This window comes from Microcystis sp. M20BS1 (assembly GCF_020245305.1).
Taxonomy (GTDB): domain Bacteria; phylum Cyanobacteriota; class Cyanobacteriia; order Cyanobacteriales; family Microcystaceae; genus Microcystis; species Microcystis ichthyoblabe_A.
Map to the genome: position 1 here is coordinate 14,852 of NZ_JADBUZ010000017.1, position 18,241 is coordinate 33,092.

Genomic DNA, 18,241 nt, shown 5'->3' on the forward strand with positions numbered 1-18,241 from the left:
ACCCCACACCCCACACCCGACACCCCACACCCCACACCCCACACCCCACACCCCACTTCCCTCATCCCTAATTTTTTTCCTGACAAAACCCTTGTCATTGTCAAGACTCTAGGGTAACTTGTATATAAAAATTAATAAAGCGAGAAGTATTAGAACGATGTTGAGACTAATTAGCGACTTTGACGGCCCGATAATGGACGTATCGGAGCGATATTACCAAGTTTATCAATACTGTTTACAGAAAACCGCCTATAAAGGTCAAATTATCGGGGAATTATCGAAAGCGGAGTTCTGGCAGTTAAAACGGGATCAGGTTTCTGAGAAGCGTATCGGGGAAATGTCAGGATTAGATGAAGATCAAGCGCGTAAATTTGCCCATCTTCGTCGTCAAACTGTCCATACTTTACCCTATCTTGTCCACGATCGCCCGGTGGTTGGTTCTTTGGAAACTCTCCAGAAAATCCAAGAGTTAAAGATCGATTTAGTCGTGATGACGATGCGGCGGGTATCTGAGCTAGATCATGCCTTTAATCGCCACGATATCGGTCGTTTTTTCGCCGCTAATCGTCGTTATTGTCTAAATAACAATTACACCAAAACCAACGACGTGCGCGACAAAACCCTGCTTATGGCTAAGGCCGCTAAAGAACTGCCGGCGGCTGCCGATACTTGGATGGTGGGGGATACGGAAGCGGATATTGCCGCCGCTAAGAGCCAAAATATCAAGGTTATTGGCGTATTATCGGGGATTCGCAGCCGTTCCCGTTTAGAGAGCTACGAGCCTGATTATATCGTCAATAACCTTGGGGAAGCAGTGGACGTGATCTTAGGATCCCTACGAGCGTTCGGTTAACGGAAAAAACTACTAATCACCCAAAAGATCAGAAAAGTGATGAGCGCATAAATTTGGCGATCACCGAAAATATTCAAATCAGCCTTGGCCGCTAAACTGGCTAATCCCGCTCCCAGAGCGACTCCTAGCACTAAACCAGCGAGAGTGAATAGTAAGGCGCGGCCAAAACGTTTTTCTTTGCGGTTGAAAAAATAGATATTAACGAAAACGCCAAAAGCTAAGAGCAGCGGTAAAAGGGAGCCACTGGGATCGGGAACTAACAGCGTTATTGCTCCTAAACAAGCGTAAATCACTGCTGGTACACCGATATCCTGTGCAGAAGGTGTATCGATTGAGCTTCGCCACCAGTTAGGAGATTTACTGCTAGTAACTGGTTTACTTTCCACCGGAATCGTCAGACGTTCGGGAAAACGAATGCGATCGGGTACTTTAATCCTACCTTCCTGTCGCATCCGCAGTCGATCCATGAGGACAGAATCGTAGGCCGCCTCGATCGATTCGACAATTTTGCTATCATTCTGATACTGTTGCACCAGTCTTTGTTTGGCCTCTTGAATTTCTTCAAAAGAGGATTCTTCAGTAACCCCAAGTTGTTCGTAGGGATTCTGTTCACTCATGAACATACCTCCTTAATTATGCTCCCGATAGTCATGATCTTAACCCGATGTTCTGTAGTTTAACTTGAGATGCAAGCTTATTTAAATTAATTAAGTTTAGCGAAAATCTGGCTAGAATCGATCGCTTCGTAGGGATAACCACTGGCATCTAAAAGGCTTTTTTCGGCGATTTCTCCTTCCTTAACGATAATTAAGCGGTTTTTACCCCCGTAGGCCTTAATTGTGACAATTTCTAAAGCAAATAATCCTGGGGAGAAACGGGGATTTAAGGCCCCATCGTACTCGAATTTACTCTGCATTAACTGCAAAGCATAGACGCTACTGCTATCAAAGGGTGCTGCCTCCCGCAGGGTTTTGGCCCGCAGCACTGGGATTAAATCGCCAAAAGGAATAGAAATCGTTTGCCAAGTGCGATCAAGTGTATCAAAAGAATAACAGTAACCGATGCCGTCCCAACGTCCTTCACAACGCAGAATTAATTTATAGCGTTTTCCGTCCCCTTGTACCTGTAATTCTATTCCCTCGTAGTTAGATAAATTTAGGGGAGGATTCAGGTTTCTGGTACGAACTGAGGCAAAACCGCCGTTATTTTCAGTTCTAACGATACCAGAAAAGAGAGCGCGTCCTCCGGTTAGGGTTATCTGACTCTCGCTCACTCCTCCCATTACCACATCATCCACCGCACCCCAGATTTCTTTTATATCACTGCTGGGATTGCTAAAGTCAAAGAGGGTTTTTTCGGCGGTTATACCGGCATTTTTCAGTAAATCAAGTAAATTAGCTAAACTATGGCGGTTATTCTCCCCTTGACAGTAGATAATCTCATCAATCCCCATGAACAATTGCGGGGTTTCCAGAGTGAATAAATCGACATTTTCAGCAAATAATTGACGTGCAGACTCGATATTATCGACTAAAGCGCGAATTTGATAGTTTTGCTGCTGTAGTTGAGCGATTACCTTTCTACCGATCGCGTTTTCACCACCAATGACTAAAATAGTCTTCATGCCTTGCTCATTTGTTAGCTGAATTTTTTTATCTTCCCCGAAACCGAGCAGTTTTTGCAGACAACTCCAGAGGGGAATACTATCAAAATAGTCCAGAGTTTGCCAAAATCTCTGAAAATCCCAGGTTTTTGACTCAGCCATAAATTTTATCTCCTTACTGCCATTAATTTTTATTTTATCGAGTTAATTTGGCTGTTTGAGATCAAAAGCTCTCCTGTAAAAATCAAAAATCTTCCGTTAGGTGAGGAAACTCCGAGACAGGAGGAGAAAAAAGACAAGAGACAACTATCCTACCCATAAAACCGAAGATGATGTCAAATTTATCTGTGCTTTTAGATATTTTGACCCGATAGCGGCTCGAGAACTTACTTTTGCGGGAGGTCTATTAATTTTGACTCTCTTATTCTTCGTCTGATCAGTTTAACTTAATATAGGAGCGATCGATCTTTGTGTCCTTTGTGTCTTTGTGGTTCGTTCTATTCGCTCGTACCCAGCAAACCCAAGAGGGCCTATTTTTGCTTTGTTCGATTCCATACTATCTAAGTTTCTAAGCTGATTCAAACTACTAATTTGCCATAACCAGTCTAGGATAGCCAACGGAAGGATGCTGCAAAAGTTGTGGAGTTAATTAACAATCATCCCCGAAAATGTCTTGACTATCGAACCCCCTTTGAGGTATTTTATCAAATATGATCGAATAGTGATGCAATTCAGATTTGAGTTTACTACAAATTTTTTTAATCATCATGCCACAACAATCCTTAATCCCTAAAACCCCGACAGAGCAAGCCATCCCCACTCCTGCGGCACAAAATAGTTTAAATGTCAAGCTTTTTAGAAAAATATGTTTATTGTCTCCCCTGTTGTTGTGGGAATTATTTGGTTTAGAAATTAGCTCGGTTAAAGCAGTAGAAAACCTACAATGTCCTGTCATTTCTAGGGAAGAGGTTGATACTAATGCTCTCCAAAGAGAAATTGCTAATTATTCGGCCACTCTGCGAGTCTATCCTAGCGATCTGGGTACGATTAAACTTTATCTTCAACGGGGAATAGCGCGAGAAAAAATCAATGATCAAAACGGTGCGATCGATGATTTTAGTCAATACATTTGGTATAGTAATTATCATGCTCCCGCCTTCAAAGATAGACAGTTACTAGCCCAAGCCTATTACCAAAGAGGTGTGTTAAAGTTAGCCATGGCCAAGGATCAGCGTCAGCTAAAATTATTAGAAGCTGCTCGCTCAGATTTTCAGCAAGCCTTTAAATATAATCCCAATAAAAGTGAAGTTTACTTTAACCTAGCAATTATTGCCTCTTTGCTCAATCATCAATCCTTAGCTTTAGATTATTACCAGCGTTTCATCGGTTATGAAACTGAGAATTATCGCGGCTATTATCATCGAGGAAACCTTTACTCTCACTTAGGCAATTATGCGGCGGCTATCAAAGATTATAATCTGGCCATTTCATACCAACCCGATCTAATTGAAGGCTATTATAATCGGGCCATAGCTTTAGAAAAAATAGGCGGCAAAAGAGAGGCTTTTAAGGATTATAAAATCGTTTTAAAATGCTCACCTAACTTATTTTTAGCCAAGAATGCTCCTCGCAGTTATCAAAACCGCGCCAGAGTACAAATTGAAATGGCTGACGAGGAAGTCGAATTAGCCAATTTATCGAATAATTCCCCCGAAGGATATCAAACAGCGATCGAGTATTATAATGGAGCCATCAAAGACTTAGCACTTGTCATCCGTATTAATCCCAACTACGATAAAATTCCCCATGCTAGAGCATTTCTTAAACGGGGTTATGCTCACCTAAGACTCAACAATAATCAAGGGGCAATTCAAGATTATAACCAAGCAATTTATCTGCAACCCCAAGACGCAAAAGCCTATGTATATCGTGGGTTAATGCGAGCCAATAAATATCAAGAATACGCAGGAGCTTTAGAGGATTTTACTGCGGCAGTGGCACGAAATCGTCATGATGCAGCCGCTCACTATCATCGGGGGTTAGTGCTGTATAAATTGGGGCGTTATCAGGAGGCTGTAGATAATTATAATATTGCCTTAGCCCAAGATGATCGGATTAATACACCTAGTTTTACTTCTCGCTCTGTCTGTAGCGAAAATATCCAAGAATCTGCCGACAAAAATTATTTTTATAACTCCAGAGAAACCGATTTTCGTCCTAATTATAACATCTCTTGTCATGCTCAAGCCCGGGGAGATGCTTATTTTGCTCTGAAAAATTTTGCCGCGGCCGAAAGAGATTATACTACTTATATAGTTGCCCATCCTAACGATCCAGAAGGGTATCATAAACGGGCCAATGCGCGTTTTGAAAAAGGGGATAAACAGGGAGCGATCGAGGATTATAATGTATTTCTACAAAAAGTCCGCGATGCGAGAATTTTCTATAGTCGTGGTAATAGTAGCGCTGACGTGGGAGATGATCAAGGAGCGATTACAGATTATCTGCAATCTTTGAGCATTAGTCCTATCGATGTGACAGTGTATAGTAATCGGGGAAATGCACGCACGGATACCGCTACTATTCCCGATAATGTACAAGTAACACCGAGAATATCGGAGAATCCGATCGCCTATAATAATCGTGGTATTATTCGACGACAAACTGGTGATAAAGAGGGTGCTTTAGAGGATTTAGATAGGGCAATCAGCTTGAATTCCAATAACCCAATCGCCTATAATAACCGGGGAGTTATTCGCTTTGATTTGGGAGATAATGCCGGTGCTTTGGAGGATTTAAATATGGCTATTGCTCTCCAGTCTAACTATGCTGAAGCTTACTATAATCGAGGTTTAGTTAAGGAAAAAATGGGCGATAAGAAGGGAGCGATTGCGGATTATCAATTAGCAATTACTTATCGTCCCAATTATGGCGAAGCTTATTATAACTTGGCTCTTGCCACCTACGATGATAAAAATCCTAGTAGTCGAGTAGGGAGTCTTAACTATTTGCAAAAAGCCGCTAATGCTTTGATAAAAACTGGTAATTTAGAACTGTATGAACGCGCGGTAGAATGGATGTTAAAAATGCAGTAATTTGTCTAAAAAATAAGCTCATTTTTGACAAAGGCTTCAAGATTTTATCATTGATTAGCTTTCTTGCATAATTAATTTTTGGGGGGTCAAAAGGCTCCCAGAAAAAATCTGGCAATTCTCCCCCCGAAAAAGAAGGCTATAAACTAAGTACATGAAAGCTTTTAGCTGAACAAATTAGGTTTTATAGCAATTCCATTTGATACGTAAATAGAGCTTGCTATGGTAAAATAAAAACGGTTCTTCGGTTTGTGTTATGCAATGGACGGGGGTTATAATAGATGTAACCCTTATATAGAAAGACATTTGGCAATTTTTGTCAATTGTTTTTGATCTAGAGCGAACTAATCAATTAAGTCTCTTGCCAGATAAGGATTTAGTCGATTTATGTCCCCCTATCGAACCATACCAAGTAACGAAGAACCTTTCTATCCAGCCGTGATTAATTACAAGAATACGCAAGAGGCTAATCAGCAAATACCGCAAGTACCGCAAGAGATGAAGAATAAAGCTAAGGCAGTCAATATTAATCAGTGGTGTCCTCGTCGAGAGTTAAAACCAGTGGAAGACCCGAAAATTTACGATTACATAGAATGTAAGTGAGTGAATTACTGAATATTAACTTCGAGATATTGAGGTCGATAAGTACGAACGTAATTCAACACCTGGTCGAGATCCGCTCGGTTGGTCAGGGCGATACACCATGAGGTTCCGTCTTCGCCATTGGGTTTTTCAAAGGACGGATCGTAGTGACCCACATTCCGCACCCTAAGTGTCACAACGTCTTAAAAGAGGAAGGGGCGTGAGCCAAAATACTTATCTAGAGGAGTTATACCATTTTTCTTTATTCGCGTCACAACGAATGCAGGCTTGGCAAGCATTCGAGCGTGGATGTCTGTCATGGATTTAGAAATTTGGTATAATCTTACCGTTTTCTACCCCCGAGGAAATTCCCCTTCCGGCAGCAGAATGCGGCCTTGACAAATTAACCGTGATCCGGTATGTGTGGGAAAATTGTCTTAAAATATTATCTACGCTGCTACTATCACTAAACTAAAAAATTAAAGAGCGCATTAGCTTAATCCTTCTCAAAAGTTAAAATTCTATGGCTGAAAGCTTGAACCATAAATCCGAAAAACCTTCTCCCCCTCCCGTACCCCAAGAAAATCCTTGGCTAGAAGCAGTTAAAACCATTGTCACGGCTGGAATTTTGGCCTTTGGCATCCGCACTTTTGTGGCTGAGGCCCGTTATATTCCCTCTTCTTCCATGGAACCCACTCTCCAGATTAATGATCGCCTAATTATCGAGAAAGTTAGCTATCATTTTCAGAAGCCAGAACGGGGTGATATAGTGGTTTTTAGTCCGACAGCCGCTCTAAAAGCTCAAAATTTTCAGGATGCTTTTATTAAACGGGTGATTGGACTGCCGGGGGATAAGGTGCAAGTCAAAAACGGTTTAGTTTACGTCAACGGTAAAGTTTTAGCGGAAAAGTATATCGCCGAAGAACCTAATTATACTTACGGACCGGTGACAGTTCCCCCCGATCAATATCTGGTTTTGGGCGATAATCGCAATAATAGTTATGATTCCCACGCTTGGGGCTTCGTTCCCCGGGAAAACTTAATCGGTCGCGCCGTGGTGCGTTTTTGGCCCTTCAATCGTCTGGGAGGATTTGATAACCCCGACGCTGCCACAAATCAGAATTAATGTCAACAAAATAAATATAAAAATTCCCCCTAAAACTAGGGGGATTCGGCCATCTATTTAGGGTCTGCTGAAAAAGTTTTTCCTAGGGGCAGGGTGTAGGGTGTAGGGTGTGGGGTGTGGGGTTTTACCGATTTTGAGGGGGTCAATTACCTAATTTTCAGGGAAAAAGTAGCTGAATTTCCCCCTGATCACTCCCATATCTGGTACTTTTGGATTTCAAAAAAGGCTAAAAGTCTTATCCAGCAAGGTTTTTAGATTTATTCAGCAGACCCTATTTAAACATATTACTTACGGAATTGTCCTCATGGATGCGCCATATGGCCTCACCCAGAATCGGGGCAACCGGCAAGACTTTCAGTTGCGGGAAAAAATGGTCTTGTGGGACGGGAATCGTGTTAGTAACGATCACTTCCTCGACTATGCCACTGGATAAACGCTCGATCGCAGGACCGGAAAAAACCGGATGGGTGGCACAAGCATAAACCTGCCGCGCCCCTTTGGCTTTCAGTAACTGCGCCCCTTGAGCGATCGTACCGGCCGTATCGATCATATCATCGACTAAAACCGCCGTTTTATCCTTAACATCGCCGATCAAGTTCATCACTTCCGCCACATTATGGGTTTGCCGGCGTTTATCAATAATTGCTAGGGGCGCATCACTGAGTTTTTTGGCAAAAGCCCGCGCCCTGGCCACCCCACCCACATCGGGAGAAACCACCACGATATCGGGTAATTTTTTACTGAGAAGATAGTCCACCACCACTGGGGAACCGTAAACGTGATCGAAGGGAATATCGAAATAACCTTGAATTTGGGACGAATGCAAATCCATGGCCAACACGCGACTTGCCCCCGCTTCCGTGATCAGATTAGCCACCAGTTTAGCGGCGATCGATTCCCGGCCGGCGGTTTTGCGATCGGCGCGAGCATAACCATAATAGGGAATTACGGCGGTAATTTGTCGGGCAGAAGCACGACGACAGGCATCAATCATGATTAACAATTCCATCAAGTGATCGTTGACGGGATTGCAACAGGGTTGAATTAAATAGACATCACAGCCCCGGATCGATTCCTGAATCTGGATGTACAATTCACCATCGGCGAAACGTTTACGAATCATCGGACCCACATCCATACCCAGATAACGGGCCACCTCTTGGGCGAGAGATACATTAGCGGATCCCGAAAAGAGACGCAGACGATTGCTGTCCGACGCGGCGGGAAACATCGGATGTCGCATCAAAGTAGCAGAATAGCTCACAGCAGATTCTTTACCCTCAAACTCAAGGCACTTTTTTCTATCATCTCAGTTTTGTTGAAAATCTGAGTGGATTTCTTTGTTAGATCTCAATCATAACCAATTACCGATCATTTTCGAGCCGTTGCAGCCCCTTTTAGCAGCAACGGCCATGGCAAAATTGCCGCCGGATTTTGTCAAAACCGATTAACGTTTGGCTAACTTTTTCACCGGTAATTTACGCAGACGGATCGATTTCGGGGTAATTTCCACCAACTCATCTGGTCCAATGTATTCGAGGGCGCGTTCGAGACTCATATCCACGGGGGATTGTAACTGAACCAATTCATCCCCGGTGGCGGAACGATGGTTAGTTAACTGTTTAGTTTTACAGATATTGATCTCCACGTCTTGAGGCCGGTTACTTTCGCCGATAATCATGTTTTTATACACTTTTGTCCCCGGAGTAATAAAGAATACCCCCCGGTCTTCGGCGTTTTTGAGGGAGTAGAAAGTGGCCACTCCTTCCTCAAAGGCAGTAATCACACCATTGTAACGGGTGGCTAATTCCCCGGAGAAAGGACGATATTCGAGAAAACTATGGTTCATAATCCCCTCACCGCGACTCAGACGGATAAATTCGCCCCGGAAACCGATTAAACCTCGGGACGGAATCACGAATTCCAATTGAGTACGGCCATTGCTGCCCGTCTGCATATCCTGCATTTCCCCTTTCCGTTGGCCGAGACGTTCGATACTGGAACCCACCGCTTCTTCGGGTACATCTAAAACGAGGTATTCGTAGGGTTCGCAGGGTTGACCGTTAATTTCGCGATAGATAACCTGCGGCTGCGATACTTGGAATTCGTAGCCTTCCCGACGCATGGTTTCGATGAGAATGCCTAAATGTAGTTCTCCCCGGCCCGAAACCAGGAATTTCTCGGCAGAATCACTTTCTTCCACCCGTAGGGCGACGTTAGTTTCTAATTCTCGCATGAGACGATCGCGAATTTGCCGCGAGGTGACAAAAGTGCCTTCCTGACCGGCAAAGGGAGAATCGTTCACCGAGAAGGTCATTTGTAGGGTCGGTTCATCGACTTTAATTAGGGGTAAAGCTTGCGGGTCATCGGCTAAAGTTACGGTTTCCCCGATGTTAGCGTCGGCAAAACCAGCCACAGCGACGATATTACCGGCGCTGGACTCGTTTAATTCCACCCGTTTGAGGCCTTCAAAACCAAGAAGTTTTGTTATTTTACCCTTGACAATTGCGCCCGTATCCTTTACTAAAGCAGCCTGTTGACCAGCTTTAATTACGCCGTTATGGATGCGGCCGATAACGATGCGTCCTAAGTATTCCGAATAATCGAGGGTGGTTACTTGCAGCTGTAGGGGTTTGTTAACGTCCCCGGCCGGCGGTGGAACGTGGTGTAAAATCGCCTCAAACAGGGGCTGCATATCTTTGTCTTCATCTTCGAGGCTTTCTTTGGCGAATCCTTGCATCCCGGAAGCGAACAGAGTAGTAAAATCACATTGGTCGTCATCAGCACCCAGTTCCACAAACAGATCGAAAACTTTGTCCACGGCTAGGTTAGGATCCACGTTAGGGCGATCGATTTTATTAACCACGACAATTGGTCTTAATCCCTTTTCTAGGGCTTTTTTCAGCACAAAACGGGTTTGGGGCATCGGCCCCTCGTTAGCATCGACAATCAGGATACAACCGTCCACCATACCTAAAACCCGTTCCACTTCGCCACCAAAGTCGGCGTGACCGGGAGTATCGACGATGTTAATCAGGGTGTCTTGGTAACGAACGGCGGTGTTTTTGGCCAGAATGGTGATACCGCGCTCTCTTTCCAGGTCATTGGAATCCATGACGCAGGTGGGTACATCTTCCCCTTCTCGAAAGATTCCCGACTGTTTGAGGAGTGCATCGACGAGGGTGGTTTTCCCGTGGTCAACGTGAGCAATGATAGCAACGTTACGGATAGGCAGAGACATAAAATATTGAAGTAGTCTTAGGTTTATTTTTACGAGTAAACATTTCTTAAAATTCTAGCTTAGACTGACCAGCACCGTTAGCAAATCTTTATTTTTCCTTGGTTTCCCATCAGCAAGCTCTACTGATTACTGTTGACAGACTCCCCAAACCCTAGGCAAGCAACCCACCCTCGGATGAGTCGAGACGATAGAAAAGACGACTGGAGGCAGGGGGTAGGGGTAAATTGAAGCTAGAGTGAAAATCCTCTTGAACTTTATAGGTTAACCGGGGGGAAACTTGGCGAACAATTTGCGTCAACAGTTTATCACCAGTTTTTTGGAGAATGGGACGGGGAATCTTATAAATAAACTTGGGAAACTTAACCATAACATCCATACGCAGTTCCCAGGTGACTTGGGTGATAACCGCCGGAATATCCCGTCCCTGTTGCCGAAAAATTGCCTCAATTTCCTGACTAGGAGAAGATAGGGGCATTTCCTCTAGTTTCATAATTGCCTGATAATCCACTAGATAGCCCAAAAACGGTTGATCGGGAATGGGAACACTACGAGTATGATAGACTCCATTGACGGGCAGCTCTAGAACCACAGCGATTTTCGGCTCCAGTTCATAGCCAAAAGCACCATATTTACCGATGGTGATGATATAACCATTGTCACCGAAGGGCAGAGTTTTCATCGGTTCGGCACAACGACAAAACCAACCTTCGTGAGCGCCCAGATAATCGGCAACCGTGTCCTGATTGCTATACATATCCATAGAGCCGGCAAAACGGGTTTGAAAACCGAGAAATTGATTGTCTTCTTTGACTTCTACAGATTCGCGAGCTAGGGAGTTAATGGGGGGACACTGCATGACTTATAAACCTGGCAAATGATAGTGTTAGAAAAATTTGGGGATTAACCGCCAAAGGATCAGGGAAATTTGTAGAATCGAGATTAGTGTAACGTATTGTTAAAAACTATTAGGTCAAGAAGCGATGAAAGCATTTGTAGCAGGAGCCACAGGGGAAACGGGACGGCGAATCGTTGCCCAATTAGTCGAACGTCAGATTCCCGTGCGTGCTTTGGTGAGAAACCCAGAGAAAGCGGCGGAAATTTTGCCAGCAGGGGTGGAAATCGTCGTCGGAGATGTGCAACAGGCCGATAAGTTAGAGGCACTCATCGCTGATTGTAGCGTTTTGCTATGCGCCACGGGAGCCAGACCGAGTTTTAATCCCACGGAACCTTTGTTAGTGGACTACTTGGGAACTAAAAATCTCATCGATGCCGCCAAAAAGAAAGGAATCGAACATTTTGTTCTCGTTACTTCCCTCTGTGTATCGAACTTTTTCCACCCCCTCAATCTCTTTTGGTTAATTTTATTCTGGAAAAAACAAGCGGAAGACTATTTAATCAATAGTGGACTAACCTACACGATTGTGCGCCCCGGAGGCCTTAAAAACGATGATAATCTTAATGCCATTAAAATGTCATCCGCCGATACCCTTTCTGAGGGCAGTATTCCCCGCACGAAAGTGGCCTCGGTTTGCGTAGAATCCCTATTTTATCCCGCCGCTAACAATAAAATTATCGAAATTGTTGCTCCCTCAGATGCTCCCAATCTCGATTGGACTCAATTGTTTCAAAGTGTCGGCTAAACAGTAATCAGTAATCAGTTATCAGTAATCAGTAATCAGTAATCAGCAAACAGTAATCAGTGAAATGATAACCCAAATGTGGAAACTAAAAACTCATATCTGATAACTGGTAACTGATAACTGGTAACTGATAATCCGTTAACCTCTTAACCAGTCAAATAATTGACCGAGGGTGATTTGAAAATTCGTCGCAAAAGCGGGGACGGGTAAAAGAGCATTTTCTGATTCAAAAATAGCGATAGTTCGATCACTAAAATAAACAAAGATAATTTCTTCTTCAGGGTCGATTAACCAACCCATTTGAGTGCCGTGATCTAGACAATAAAGAATATTTTTAACAACTTTAGTCTGATTTTGATCTGGAGAGAGAATTTCAATTAGCCAGTCAGGAGCGATCGCAAAAGTATTTAATACTTTTCCCTCGCTATCGCGAGGAATATTTTCCCAGAGAAAAACTGAAACATCAGGAACTAGAGAACGACTGCCAAAAGTACAACGCAATTGAGGATAAGCACGGGCAATTCGTTGGGGTTTTAGACTAGCGTTAATAGCTGGAACTAAATCACCTTGAATAGTGCTATGTTTACCCTGGGGCATCGGTTTAGGAATAATTTGACCGTCAATAAATTCCTTGGCGGGTTTAGTTTCTGGTAATTGCAGAAATTCCCTTATTGTCAGGGAATTATTAACAGTTACAACCATAAAATTTTTTTATTGATCGCTATGATCGTTAATTTTATCGCAATTTCTCCAAGCAGAGAAGATCAAAACAGTTATATAAAAATGTCCGTCACATCGCCTGGACAGGGTTGGGGTTGGTGGTAGCGCAGAAATGCGTGGAACTACACGGAGGCTCGCTCGAAATTACTATTATCCCCAGTAATGGAACCACTGTCACGATTCTATTACCGAAACTGGCCTGAAAATCAATAAATCGGAGCGAGAATCATTCTCAATCAGGGGAAAACTTCCGGGGAAGAAATTAGGAAACACCACCCAGACGGGCATATTCTAAAATTGACCGGCTAAGAGCATCGCGATCATCGCGGGTGAGATAATAATTCTGGCCGCCGATATCATTAAGAAACCGCAGTAGGGCAAGACAAGCGGACTCTAGATCCGCCCGGTGTCGGGCAGCCGCTAAAGCTTGTTCAGAGGTGGCATAAACTAGGCAATCGCTAATTCCTTCCCTGCCATCCACTCGCCAACATTGAAAAGAATAACCCTGCATTTCTAGGATCAATTCAATCTGCCAACCGTGATAGTCAAATCGCGTGTAAATCATGTCAAGCAGCCCCGTTTAGGAGAGGAGAGTCACAGGTTTGACCGCTCTGATTGTTTAGAAGCCCTGCACCTGTCTAACTTTCTAATTTAACGGGTGATTATGGAAACCCTCTGCAAACTTGGTGCAGATTTCGTGCAGAAATGATTTTGTCCACTGTCTAAAGGCAGATATTACTTTAAGCGATAACCGAGACCGTGAACGGTTTCAATAAAGTCTTCCGGCGCACCGAGGGATTTTAGCTTGTGACGAAGACCGCGAATATGGGAAGTAACGGTTTCCTCGGCTGGAGAATCGTCCAAAGACCAAACTCGCTCAATAATACCCGATCGACTTAAGACCCGGCGCCCATGGGTAACAAGTAATTCTAAGAGAGCGAATTCCTTGGGGGTGAGGGAAAGAAATTGACCGTTATAACTGGCCTCGTGGGTACTGGGATTTAACTGCAAACCCCCCCAAGATAATAAAACACTGCTGGTGCTGCTGCCGCGTCGGATCAAGGCCCGAATCCGCGCCATTAATTCGCCCAAATCGAAGGGTTTAGTGACATAATCATCGGCCCCTGCGTCTAATCCGTCGATTTTATCGATTACCGTATCCCTTGCGGTTAATAATAGGACGGGAACGGTGGCATTAGCAAAGACGGGATGATGGGATTCCGCTCGTCGCAGACGTTGACAGAGTAAAGTTCCGCTTAATTTGGGCAGGGTGACATCAAGAACTAAAAGGTCATATTTGCCTAATTCTAGCCAATTCCAGCCTTCTTCTCCGTCTCTAGCCACATCGACAACGTATTGTCGCTCGCTCAATGCCTCTCGCAAAATCTCGGCTAGTTGCATATCATCTTCTACTACTAAAATTCGCATGGTCTAGACTTGACACTCCCGCCGTCAAGCTGACGCTGTGACGGGGGATTCTTGATTCACAGAAACCCGCTTTTCGGTACAAGTACCAACGAGTCTTACAGTTTCTCCCCAAGCTTGAAATTCCGACTGTCCATCGGTATTTGTTGACAGTATTCTCATACCTTCTTCCCTTACATTCTTGGCGGCGTTTTCATCTCTATCGTGCTGCGTCTTACATTCTGGACAAATCCATTCACGAATACTGAGAGTCAATAAATCATTTTTAAATCCACAGCAAGAACAGAGTTTTGTACTCGGATAAAACCTGTCAACTTCTACAAGTTTTCCTCCCTCTCTTTTTAGCTTGTAGTCCAAGAAATTAAGCAACATACCAAAACCAGCGTCATGTATTGATTTAGCTAATTTAGTCCTTGCTAACCCTTTAATATTCAGATTCTCGGCTACAACGATTTGGTTTTCATCGCATAACTTTCTGGAGAGTTTATGAAGAAAATCCTGTCTAGTATTTGCTATCTTTTCGTGAACCTTGGCTACCTCCTTAATGGCTTTTTGGCGATTATTAGACCCCTTGGCTTTACGAGACAATGCTTGTTGTCTCCGCTTTAAACGTTTAGCATATTTTCCGGTAGGTTTGATTGGGTCAATCTTGTAGGTTGTTTCACCATCAAAAACCGTAACTAAAGAAGATAAACCTAGGTCTATCCCTGATATTTTTAGTTTTTCAATGGTTGTTGAGTCATCCATCTCAAACAAGATGGCAGCAAAATATTTATCTGTACTGGTTTTAGAAACAGTTACGGATTTAATCTTACCATTTATTACTTGAGAAATCTTAGCTTCTACACCCCCTAATTTAGGTAGCTTAATTCCCTTATTTCTAATTGAACAACTTTCAGGATAACGGATTGATTGTTTTTTGTGCTTACTTTTAAATTTAGGGAATTTTGTTCTTTTTGAGAAGAAGTTCCTAAAAGCAGATTCTAAGTTTTTCAATGATTGCTGCAAGGTAGCGGCAGTAGCCTCAGCTAACCATTCAAAATCCAGTTGTTTCTTGAGTTGGGTAAGGTCTTTTGCCATGTCACAGTAGGTCATTCCTTTACCAGTCTCTAGGTACTGATTGTTAGTTTTATTTAAGTAGTAATTCCAAACAAAACGGACGCAACCAAAGTTTTTAGCTAAGGCTAGTTCCTGTTTTTTGTTTGGGTATATTCTCACTTTTAAAACATTTAACATCAGCCTGACCCCATCTGTGCTATCTTTTCAGTATAACACTTACCGCTTAAATATGTCAAGCTCATACATACCTTGAGAATCAAGCCTTTCCTTATTAGGAAACGCTGTCGCGTTAGTTTAGATTCTGGGGGCAATTCATCTCCCGTTAATTTCTGGTATATTTTTAATTAAGGAGAAATTTAACGGGAGTCCTCTTGCTCCATTTAGATAGAGTAAGCTGGAAATAGCTTCGGTTTGCTGCTGATGAATTGGCTCAAACAAGGAAAATGGATCGCGGGAGGTTTCGGGCTAACTGTCTTATTGATGGGAACTATTAGCCTAGTTTCCTATCGCAATACCCTCGCCCTGCGTCAGCGCGCTGCTGAGGTGGAAGTTACCTACGAGATCATCGATAATCTCGCTAATCTTTACGCTAACATGGCGGTGGCCGAATCGGGAAGACGGGGTTATATCAAAACTGGCAGCCCCAGTGAATTGGGCCGTCATCGTCGGGCGATCGCTTTGATGCAATCTAACTGGCAACTCTTGGCTAAACAATTAGAAAACGGCACGGATTTCGAGCGGGAAATCGTCACTCAGATCGGGGATTTAATGTATCGGCGAATTGCTCTATTTAATCAATCGATCGCTACCTATAAATCCGATCGATCCGATGATATTTCTCAAGATGCAATCACGGTTAAAAGTGTCGAAGTCCGGGATAAGTTTCAAAATCTTCTTACCTATTTACAAGCTAGTCAGAAAAGGAATTTAAGAAGTAGCATCGCTAGTTCTAGGGATAGTATTAGCGAAAATTCTCTGTTGGGTTTACTGGGAACTTTTACTAGCTTTGGGATTATTTGCGGAGTTTATCTTTTAGTTTTTTGGCAAGAGAAACGGCGACAAAAAAGTGAGGAAGTTCACCGGTTATTACTACAGGAAAAAGAACTTTCTGATCTAAAAATTCAGCTTTTTTCTATGATATCCCATGAGTTCCGAACTCCTTTAACCGTAATTCTTTCTGCCTCGCAGTTATTAGAAAATGGCTTAAAAGATGCAGAACAGTCGAGCAGAAAAAACCTATATAGAATCCAGTCTTCTGTCAAGCTAATGAATCAATTCTTAACAGATATTTTGATTTTAACAAGGGCAGAATCTGGGAATCTCAGTTGTCAGTTAGAGCCGCTCGATATTGAAGCTTTTTGTTTAAATTTAGTCGAAGATTTTCAATTTATCAATAAAAATAATACCCCGATTAAATTTGTCAGTCAGGGATTGATGATCCGTCCTTATCTAGATGAGAAACTGCTCTACTCGATTTTAAGTAATTTACTCTTAAATGCGATTAAATATTCCCCCACAGGAGCAGGGATTAGTTTGATTTTGGGGAAAGATAGCGATCGCATTGTTTTTCAAGTCCGGGATCACGGGATCGGCATTGCCGAGGAAGATAGAGGTAAGATATATGAACCCTTTTATCGGGGTCAGAATGTGGAAAATATTATCGGCACGGGATTGGGGTTAGCAGTGGTTAAAAAATGCGTCGAACTCCACCGTGGCGAAATCGCCCTAGATAGCCAAGTGGATAAGGGAACAAGCTTTACCGTCAAACTGCCCATTTCACCCTAGTTCCAGCTTGAGCGGCCCTAAAGATTACAAAATTTAACTTTCTTTCTTCCGAAATGGGACGAAAGCAATGGAGAATTTTTATCTTCTAGATTGATCGATCGCAAAGTCCAATCTCGATCGACCCTGAAACCGTCACCAGTGCCTGATCGCGGCCCGAATTAGTCCAGAATCAACTCACTCCGGGTTGATGGCATCGCAACTTTTAGGCAAAAATAGGGCTTTTACCGCCCAAAAAGCCTATATTTTCGCTATTTAAGGTTGACTGAATAAATCTAAAAACCTTATCCAACAAGGTTTTTAGACTTTTCTTCCCTCAAAAAGTGCCGACCTTTGGAGTGATTGGGGGGAAAATTCAGGGACTTTTTCCCTGAAAATTAGGTAATTGACCCCCTGAAAATGGGTAAACCCCCACACCCCACACCCCACACCCCACACCCTGCCACCAGGAAAAACTTTTTGCCGCAAACCCTATTTTCCCCCCTGTTGACCCCTGATTTTTGCAGCCGGTTGACTCTCCTGGGGAACTGGTCACGGTTTCCTGATAGGATAAGGTGACTTGGGATTAACTTATGGTGTTGAAAATATGTCTCTAAAACCTTACATTTCTCGCTTATTAGCTTTGGTTCTCGTCCTGGTCATCGGATTGATGGGTTGTTCTAGTAGTTCGGGGTTAACCGGCAATTATGGACAGGATACCCTAACAGTGATTGAAACTTTAACCACAGCCCTTGATTTAGTCAAAGATGACCCGAATAAAGCGGCAGTTGAGTCGCAAGCAAAGGAACAAATCAACGATTACATCTCCCTCTACCGACGAGATAAAAAATCCGGGGGTTTGCGTTCTTTCACTACTATGCAAACAGCCTTAAACTCTCTAGCTGGTTATTATACCGCCTACGGTTCCCGTCCTATCCCCGACAAACTCAAACAACGTTTAAAACAAGAATTTAAACAGGTGCAATTCTCTCTCCAGAAAGGAATTTAGATACAGTTATCAGTTATCAGGGGTGAATCTCACGTTTGTGACTTTCTCTCACATATTGGTGAGCAGCAGAAGTCATTCAAAGAGGGCGAATGCAATTCGCCCCTACAATAAATAATATCATCGGGCCAAT

General features: G+C 43.2%; 18 protein-coding genes. 8 read left to right on the forward strand and 10 right to left on the reverse strand.

From position 1 onward, the window contains the following. The first annotated feature begins 157 nt into the window (after positions 1-157). Complete coding sequence (locus IM507_RS01865) at positions 158-853, forward strand: HAD family hydrolase (RefSeq protein WP_002775478.1); 696 nt, start codon at positions 158-160, stop codon at positions 851-853. Here IM507_RS01865 and IM507_RS01870 read toward each other — a convergent pair. Together IM507_RS01870 and IM507_RS01875 are read right to left on the reverse strand one after the other, a co-directional pair. After that, on the reverse strand, positions 850-1,470 hold the full coding sequence (locus IM507_RS01870; RefSeq protein ID WP_002732774.1) for a CPP1-like family protein: 621 nt from the start codon (positions 1,468-1,470) through the stop codon (positions 850-852). The genes IM507_RS01865 and IM507_RS01870 overlap by 4 nt on opposite strands. An 86-nt stretch (positions 1,471-1,556) precedes the next feature. Continuing rightward, the gene (locus IM507_RS01875; protein WP_002775482.1) at positions 1,557-2,618 is read right to left on the reverse strand and encodes a CIA30 family protein; all 1,062 of its coding nucleotides are present in this window, start codon (positions 2,616-2,618) and stop codon (positions 1,557-1,559) included. Positions 2,619-3,223: 605 nt separating this feature from the next. Between IM507_RS01875 and IM507_RS01880 the strand changes: the two genes are divergently transcribed. Both IM507_RS01880 and IM507_RS01885 read left to right on the forward strand, forming a co-directional pair. After that, on the forward strand, positions 3,224-5,551 hold the full coding sequence (locus IM507_RS01880) for a tetratricopeptide repeat protein (protein WP_287636450.1): 2,328 nt from the start codon (positions 3,224-3,226) through the stop codon (positions 5,549-5,551). A gap of 384 nt (positions 5,552-5,935) precedes the next feature. After that, positions 5,936-6,151: a hypothetical protein gene (locus IM507_RS01885; RefSeq protein WP_002733358.1), complete on the forward strand. Its 216-nt coding sequence runs from the start codon at positions 5,936-5,938 to the stop codon at positions 6,149-6,151. 5 nt (positions 6,152-6,156) lie between these two features. On the opposite strand, the gene IM507_RS01890 is transcribed toward IM507_RS01885, so the two are convergent. Further along, a complete protein-coding gene (locus tag IM507_RS01890) occupies positions 6,157-6,327 on the reverse strand; it encodes a hypothetical protein (RefSeq protein WP_223211047.1) in 171 nt (56 codons plus the stop codon). Between the two features lie 326 nt (positions 6,328-6,653). Between IM507_RS01890 and lepB the strand changes: the two genes are divergently transcribed. Next, a complete protein-coding gene (gene lepB, locus IM507_RS01895; RefSeq protein ID WP_016517311.1) occupies positions 6,654-7,256 on the forward strand; it encodes a signal peptidase I in 603 nt (200 codons plus the stop codon). 271 nt (positions 7,257-7,527) lie between these two features. Here lepB and IM507_RS01900 read toward each other — a convergent pair whose 3' ends face one another. From IM507_RS01900 to IM507_RS01910, 3 genes are all read right to left on the reverse strand, one after another. After that, positions 7,528-8,487 (reverse strand): ribose-phosphate pyrophosphokinase, encoded by a 960-nt coding sequence (locus tag IM507_RS01900; protein ID WP_002733299.1) that lies wholly within the window; start codon positions 8,485-8,487, stop codon positions 7,528-7,530. A gap of 216 nt (positions 8,488-8,703) precedes the next feature. Further along, the gene (gene typA / locus IM507_RS01905) at positions 8,704-10,497 is read right to left on the reverse strand and encodes a translational GTPase TypA (protein ID WP_287636452.1); all 1,794 of its coding nucleotides are present in this window, start codon (positions 10,495-10,497) and stop codon (positions 8,704-8,706) included. A 151-nt stretch (positions 10,498-10,648) separates the two neighbouring features. Next, positions 10,649-11,353 carry a DUF1997 domain-containing protein gene (locus IM507_RS01910; RefSeq protein WP_287636454.1) on the reverse strand — a complete coding sequence of 235 codons (705 nt, stop codon included), beginning with the start codon at positions 11,351-11,353 and terminating at the stop codon, positions 10,649-10,651. Positions 11,354-11,477: 124 nt separating this feature from the next. On the opposite strand from IM507_RS01910, the gene IM507_RS01915 reads away from it, so the two are divergent. Next, entirely contained in the window at positions 11,478-12,137 is a 660-nt protein-coding gene (locus tag IM507_RS01915) for an SDR family oxidoreductase (RefSeq protein ID WP_002734230.1), read from the forward strand. A 138-nt stretch (positions 12,138-12,275) separates the two neighbouring features. Here IM507_RS01915 and IM507_RS01920 read toward each other — a convergent pair whose 3' ends face one another. Beyond that, positions 12,276-12,839: a Uma2 family endonuclease gene (locus tag IM507_RS01920; protein ID WP_123231198.1), complete on the reverse strand. Its 564-nt coding sequence runs from the start codon at positions 12,837-12,839 to the stop codon at positions 12,276-12,278. 134 nt (positions 12,840-12,973) lie between these two features. Here IM507_RS01920 and IM507_RS01925 point away from each other — a divergent pair, with 134 nt between their 5' ends. Next, a complete protein-coding gene (locus tag IM507_RS01925) occupies positions 12,974-13,060 on the forward strand; it encodes a hypothetical protein (protein WP_238560410.1) in 87 nt (28 codons plus the stop codon). Between the two features lie 59 nt (positions 13,061-13,119). Here the strand turns inward: IM507_RS01925 and IM507_RS01930 are convergent, their stop codons facing one another. The 3 genes from IM507_RS01930 to IM507_RS01940 all read right to left on the reverse strand — a co-directional run bounded on the left by IM507_RS01930 (position 13,120) and on the right by IM507_RS01940 (position 15,518). Continuing rightward, a complete protein-coding gene (locus tag IM507_RS01930) occupies positions 13,120-13,422 on the reverse strand; it encodes a hypothetical protein (RefSeq protein ID WP_104396653.1) in 303 nt (100 codons plus the stop codon). A gap of 170 nt (positions 13,423-13,592) precedes the next feature. Next, on the reverse strand, positions 13,593-14,285 hold the full coding sequence (locus tag IM507_RS01935; protein WP_016517306.1) for a response regulator transcription factor: 693 nt from the start codon (positions 14,283-14,285) through the stop codon (positions 13,593-13,595). A 24-nt stretch (positions 14,286-14,309) separates the two neighbouring features. Continuing rightward, a complete protein-coding gene (locus IM507_RS01940) occupies positions 14,310-15,518 on the reverse strand; it encodes an RNA-guided endonuclease InsQ/TnpB family protein (RefSeq protein WP_287636455.1) in 1,209 nt (402 codons plus the stop codon). Between the two features lie 243 nt (positions 15,519-15,761). Between IM507_RS01940 and IM507_RS01945 the strand changes: the two genes are divergently transcribed. Both IM507_RS01945 and psb27 read left to right on the forward strand, forming a co-directional pair. Continuing rightward, positions 15,762-17,126 (forward strand): sensor histidine kinase, encoded by a 1,365-nt coding sequence (locus IM507_RS01945; protein ID WP_287636456.1) that lies wholly within the window; start codon positions 15,762-15,764, stop codon positions 17,124-17,126. Positions 17,127-17,709: 583 nt separating this feature from the next. Continuing rightward, positions 17,710-18,111 (forward strand): photosystem II protein Psb27, encoded by a 402-nt coding sequence (gene psb27, locus IM507_RS01950; RefSeq protein ID WP_108935662.1) that lies wholly within the window; start codon positions 17,710-17,712, stop codon positions 18,109-18,111. The last annotated feature ends 130 nt before the right edge of the window (positions 18,112-18,241 follow it).

Excerpts from the sequence above, each read along its gene's own strand:
- IM507_RS01865 (WP_002775478.1), top strand. The coding sequence starts at position 158 with ATGTTGAGACTAATTAGCGACTTTGACGGCCCGATAATGGACGTATCG.
- IM507_RS01870 (WP_002732774.1), bottom strand. The coding sequence starts at position 1,470 with ATGAGTGAACAGAATCCCTACGAACAACTTGGGGTTACTGAAGAATCC.
- IM507_RS01875 (WP_002775482.1), bottom strand. The coding sequence starts at position 2,618 with ATGGCTGAGTCAAAAACCTGGGATTTTCAGAGATTTTGGCAAACTCTG.
- IM507_RS01880 (WP_287636450.1), top strand. The coding sequence starts at position 3,224 with ATGCCACAACAATCCTTAATCCCTAAAACCCCGACAGAGCAAGCCATC.
- IM507_RS01885 (WP_002733358.1), top strand. The coding sequence starts at position 5,936 with ATGTCCCCCTATCGAACCATACCAAGTAACGAAGAACCTTTCTATCCA.
- lepB (WP_016517311.1), top strand. The coding sequence starts at position 6,654 with ATGGCTGAAAGCTTGAACCATAAATCCGAAAAACCTTCTCCCCCTCCC.
- IM507_RS01900 (WP_002733299.1), bottom strand. The coding sequence starts at position 8,487 with ATGTTTCCCGCCGCGTCGGACAGCAATCGTCTGCGTCTCTTTTCGGGA.
- typA (WP_287636452.1), bottom strand. The coding sequence starts at position 10,497 with ATGTCTCTGCCTATCCGTAACGTTGCTATCATTGCTCACGTTGACCAC.
- IM507_RS01910 (WP_287636454.1), bottom strand. The coding sequence starts at position 11,353 with ATGCAGTGTCCCCCCATTAACTCCCTAGCTCGCGAATCTGTAGAAGTC.
- IM507_RS01915 (WP_002734230.1), top strand. The coding sequence starts at position 11,478 with ATGAAAGCATTTGTAGCAGGAGCCACAGGGGAAACGGGACGGCGAATC.
- IM507_RS01920 (WP_123231198.1), bottom strand. The coding sequence starts at position 12,839 with ATGGTTGTAACTGTTAATAATTCCCTGACAATAAGGGAATTTCTGCAA.
- IM507_RS01930 (WP_104396653.1), bottom strand. The coding sequence starts at position 13,422 with ATGATTTACACGCGATTTGACTATCACGGTTGGCAGATTGAATTGATC.
- IM507_RS01935 (WP_016517306.1), bottom strand. The coding sequence starts at position 14,285 with ATGCGAATTTTAGTAGTAGAAGATGATATGCAACTAGCCGAGATTTTG.
- IM507_RS01940 (WP_287636455.1), bottom strand. The coding sequence starts at position 15,518 with ATGTTAAATGTTTTAAAAGTGAGAATATACCCAAACAAAAAACAGGAA.
- IM507_RS01945 (WP_287636456.1), top strand. The coding sequence starts at position 15,762 with ATGAATTGGCTCAAACAAGGAAAATGGATCGCGGGAGGTTTCGGGCTA.
- psb27 (WP_108935662.1), top strand. The coding sequence starts at position 17,710 with ATGTCTCTAAAACCTTACATTTCTCGCTTATTAGCTTTGGTTCTCGTC.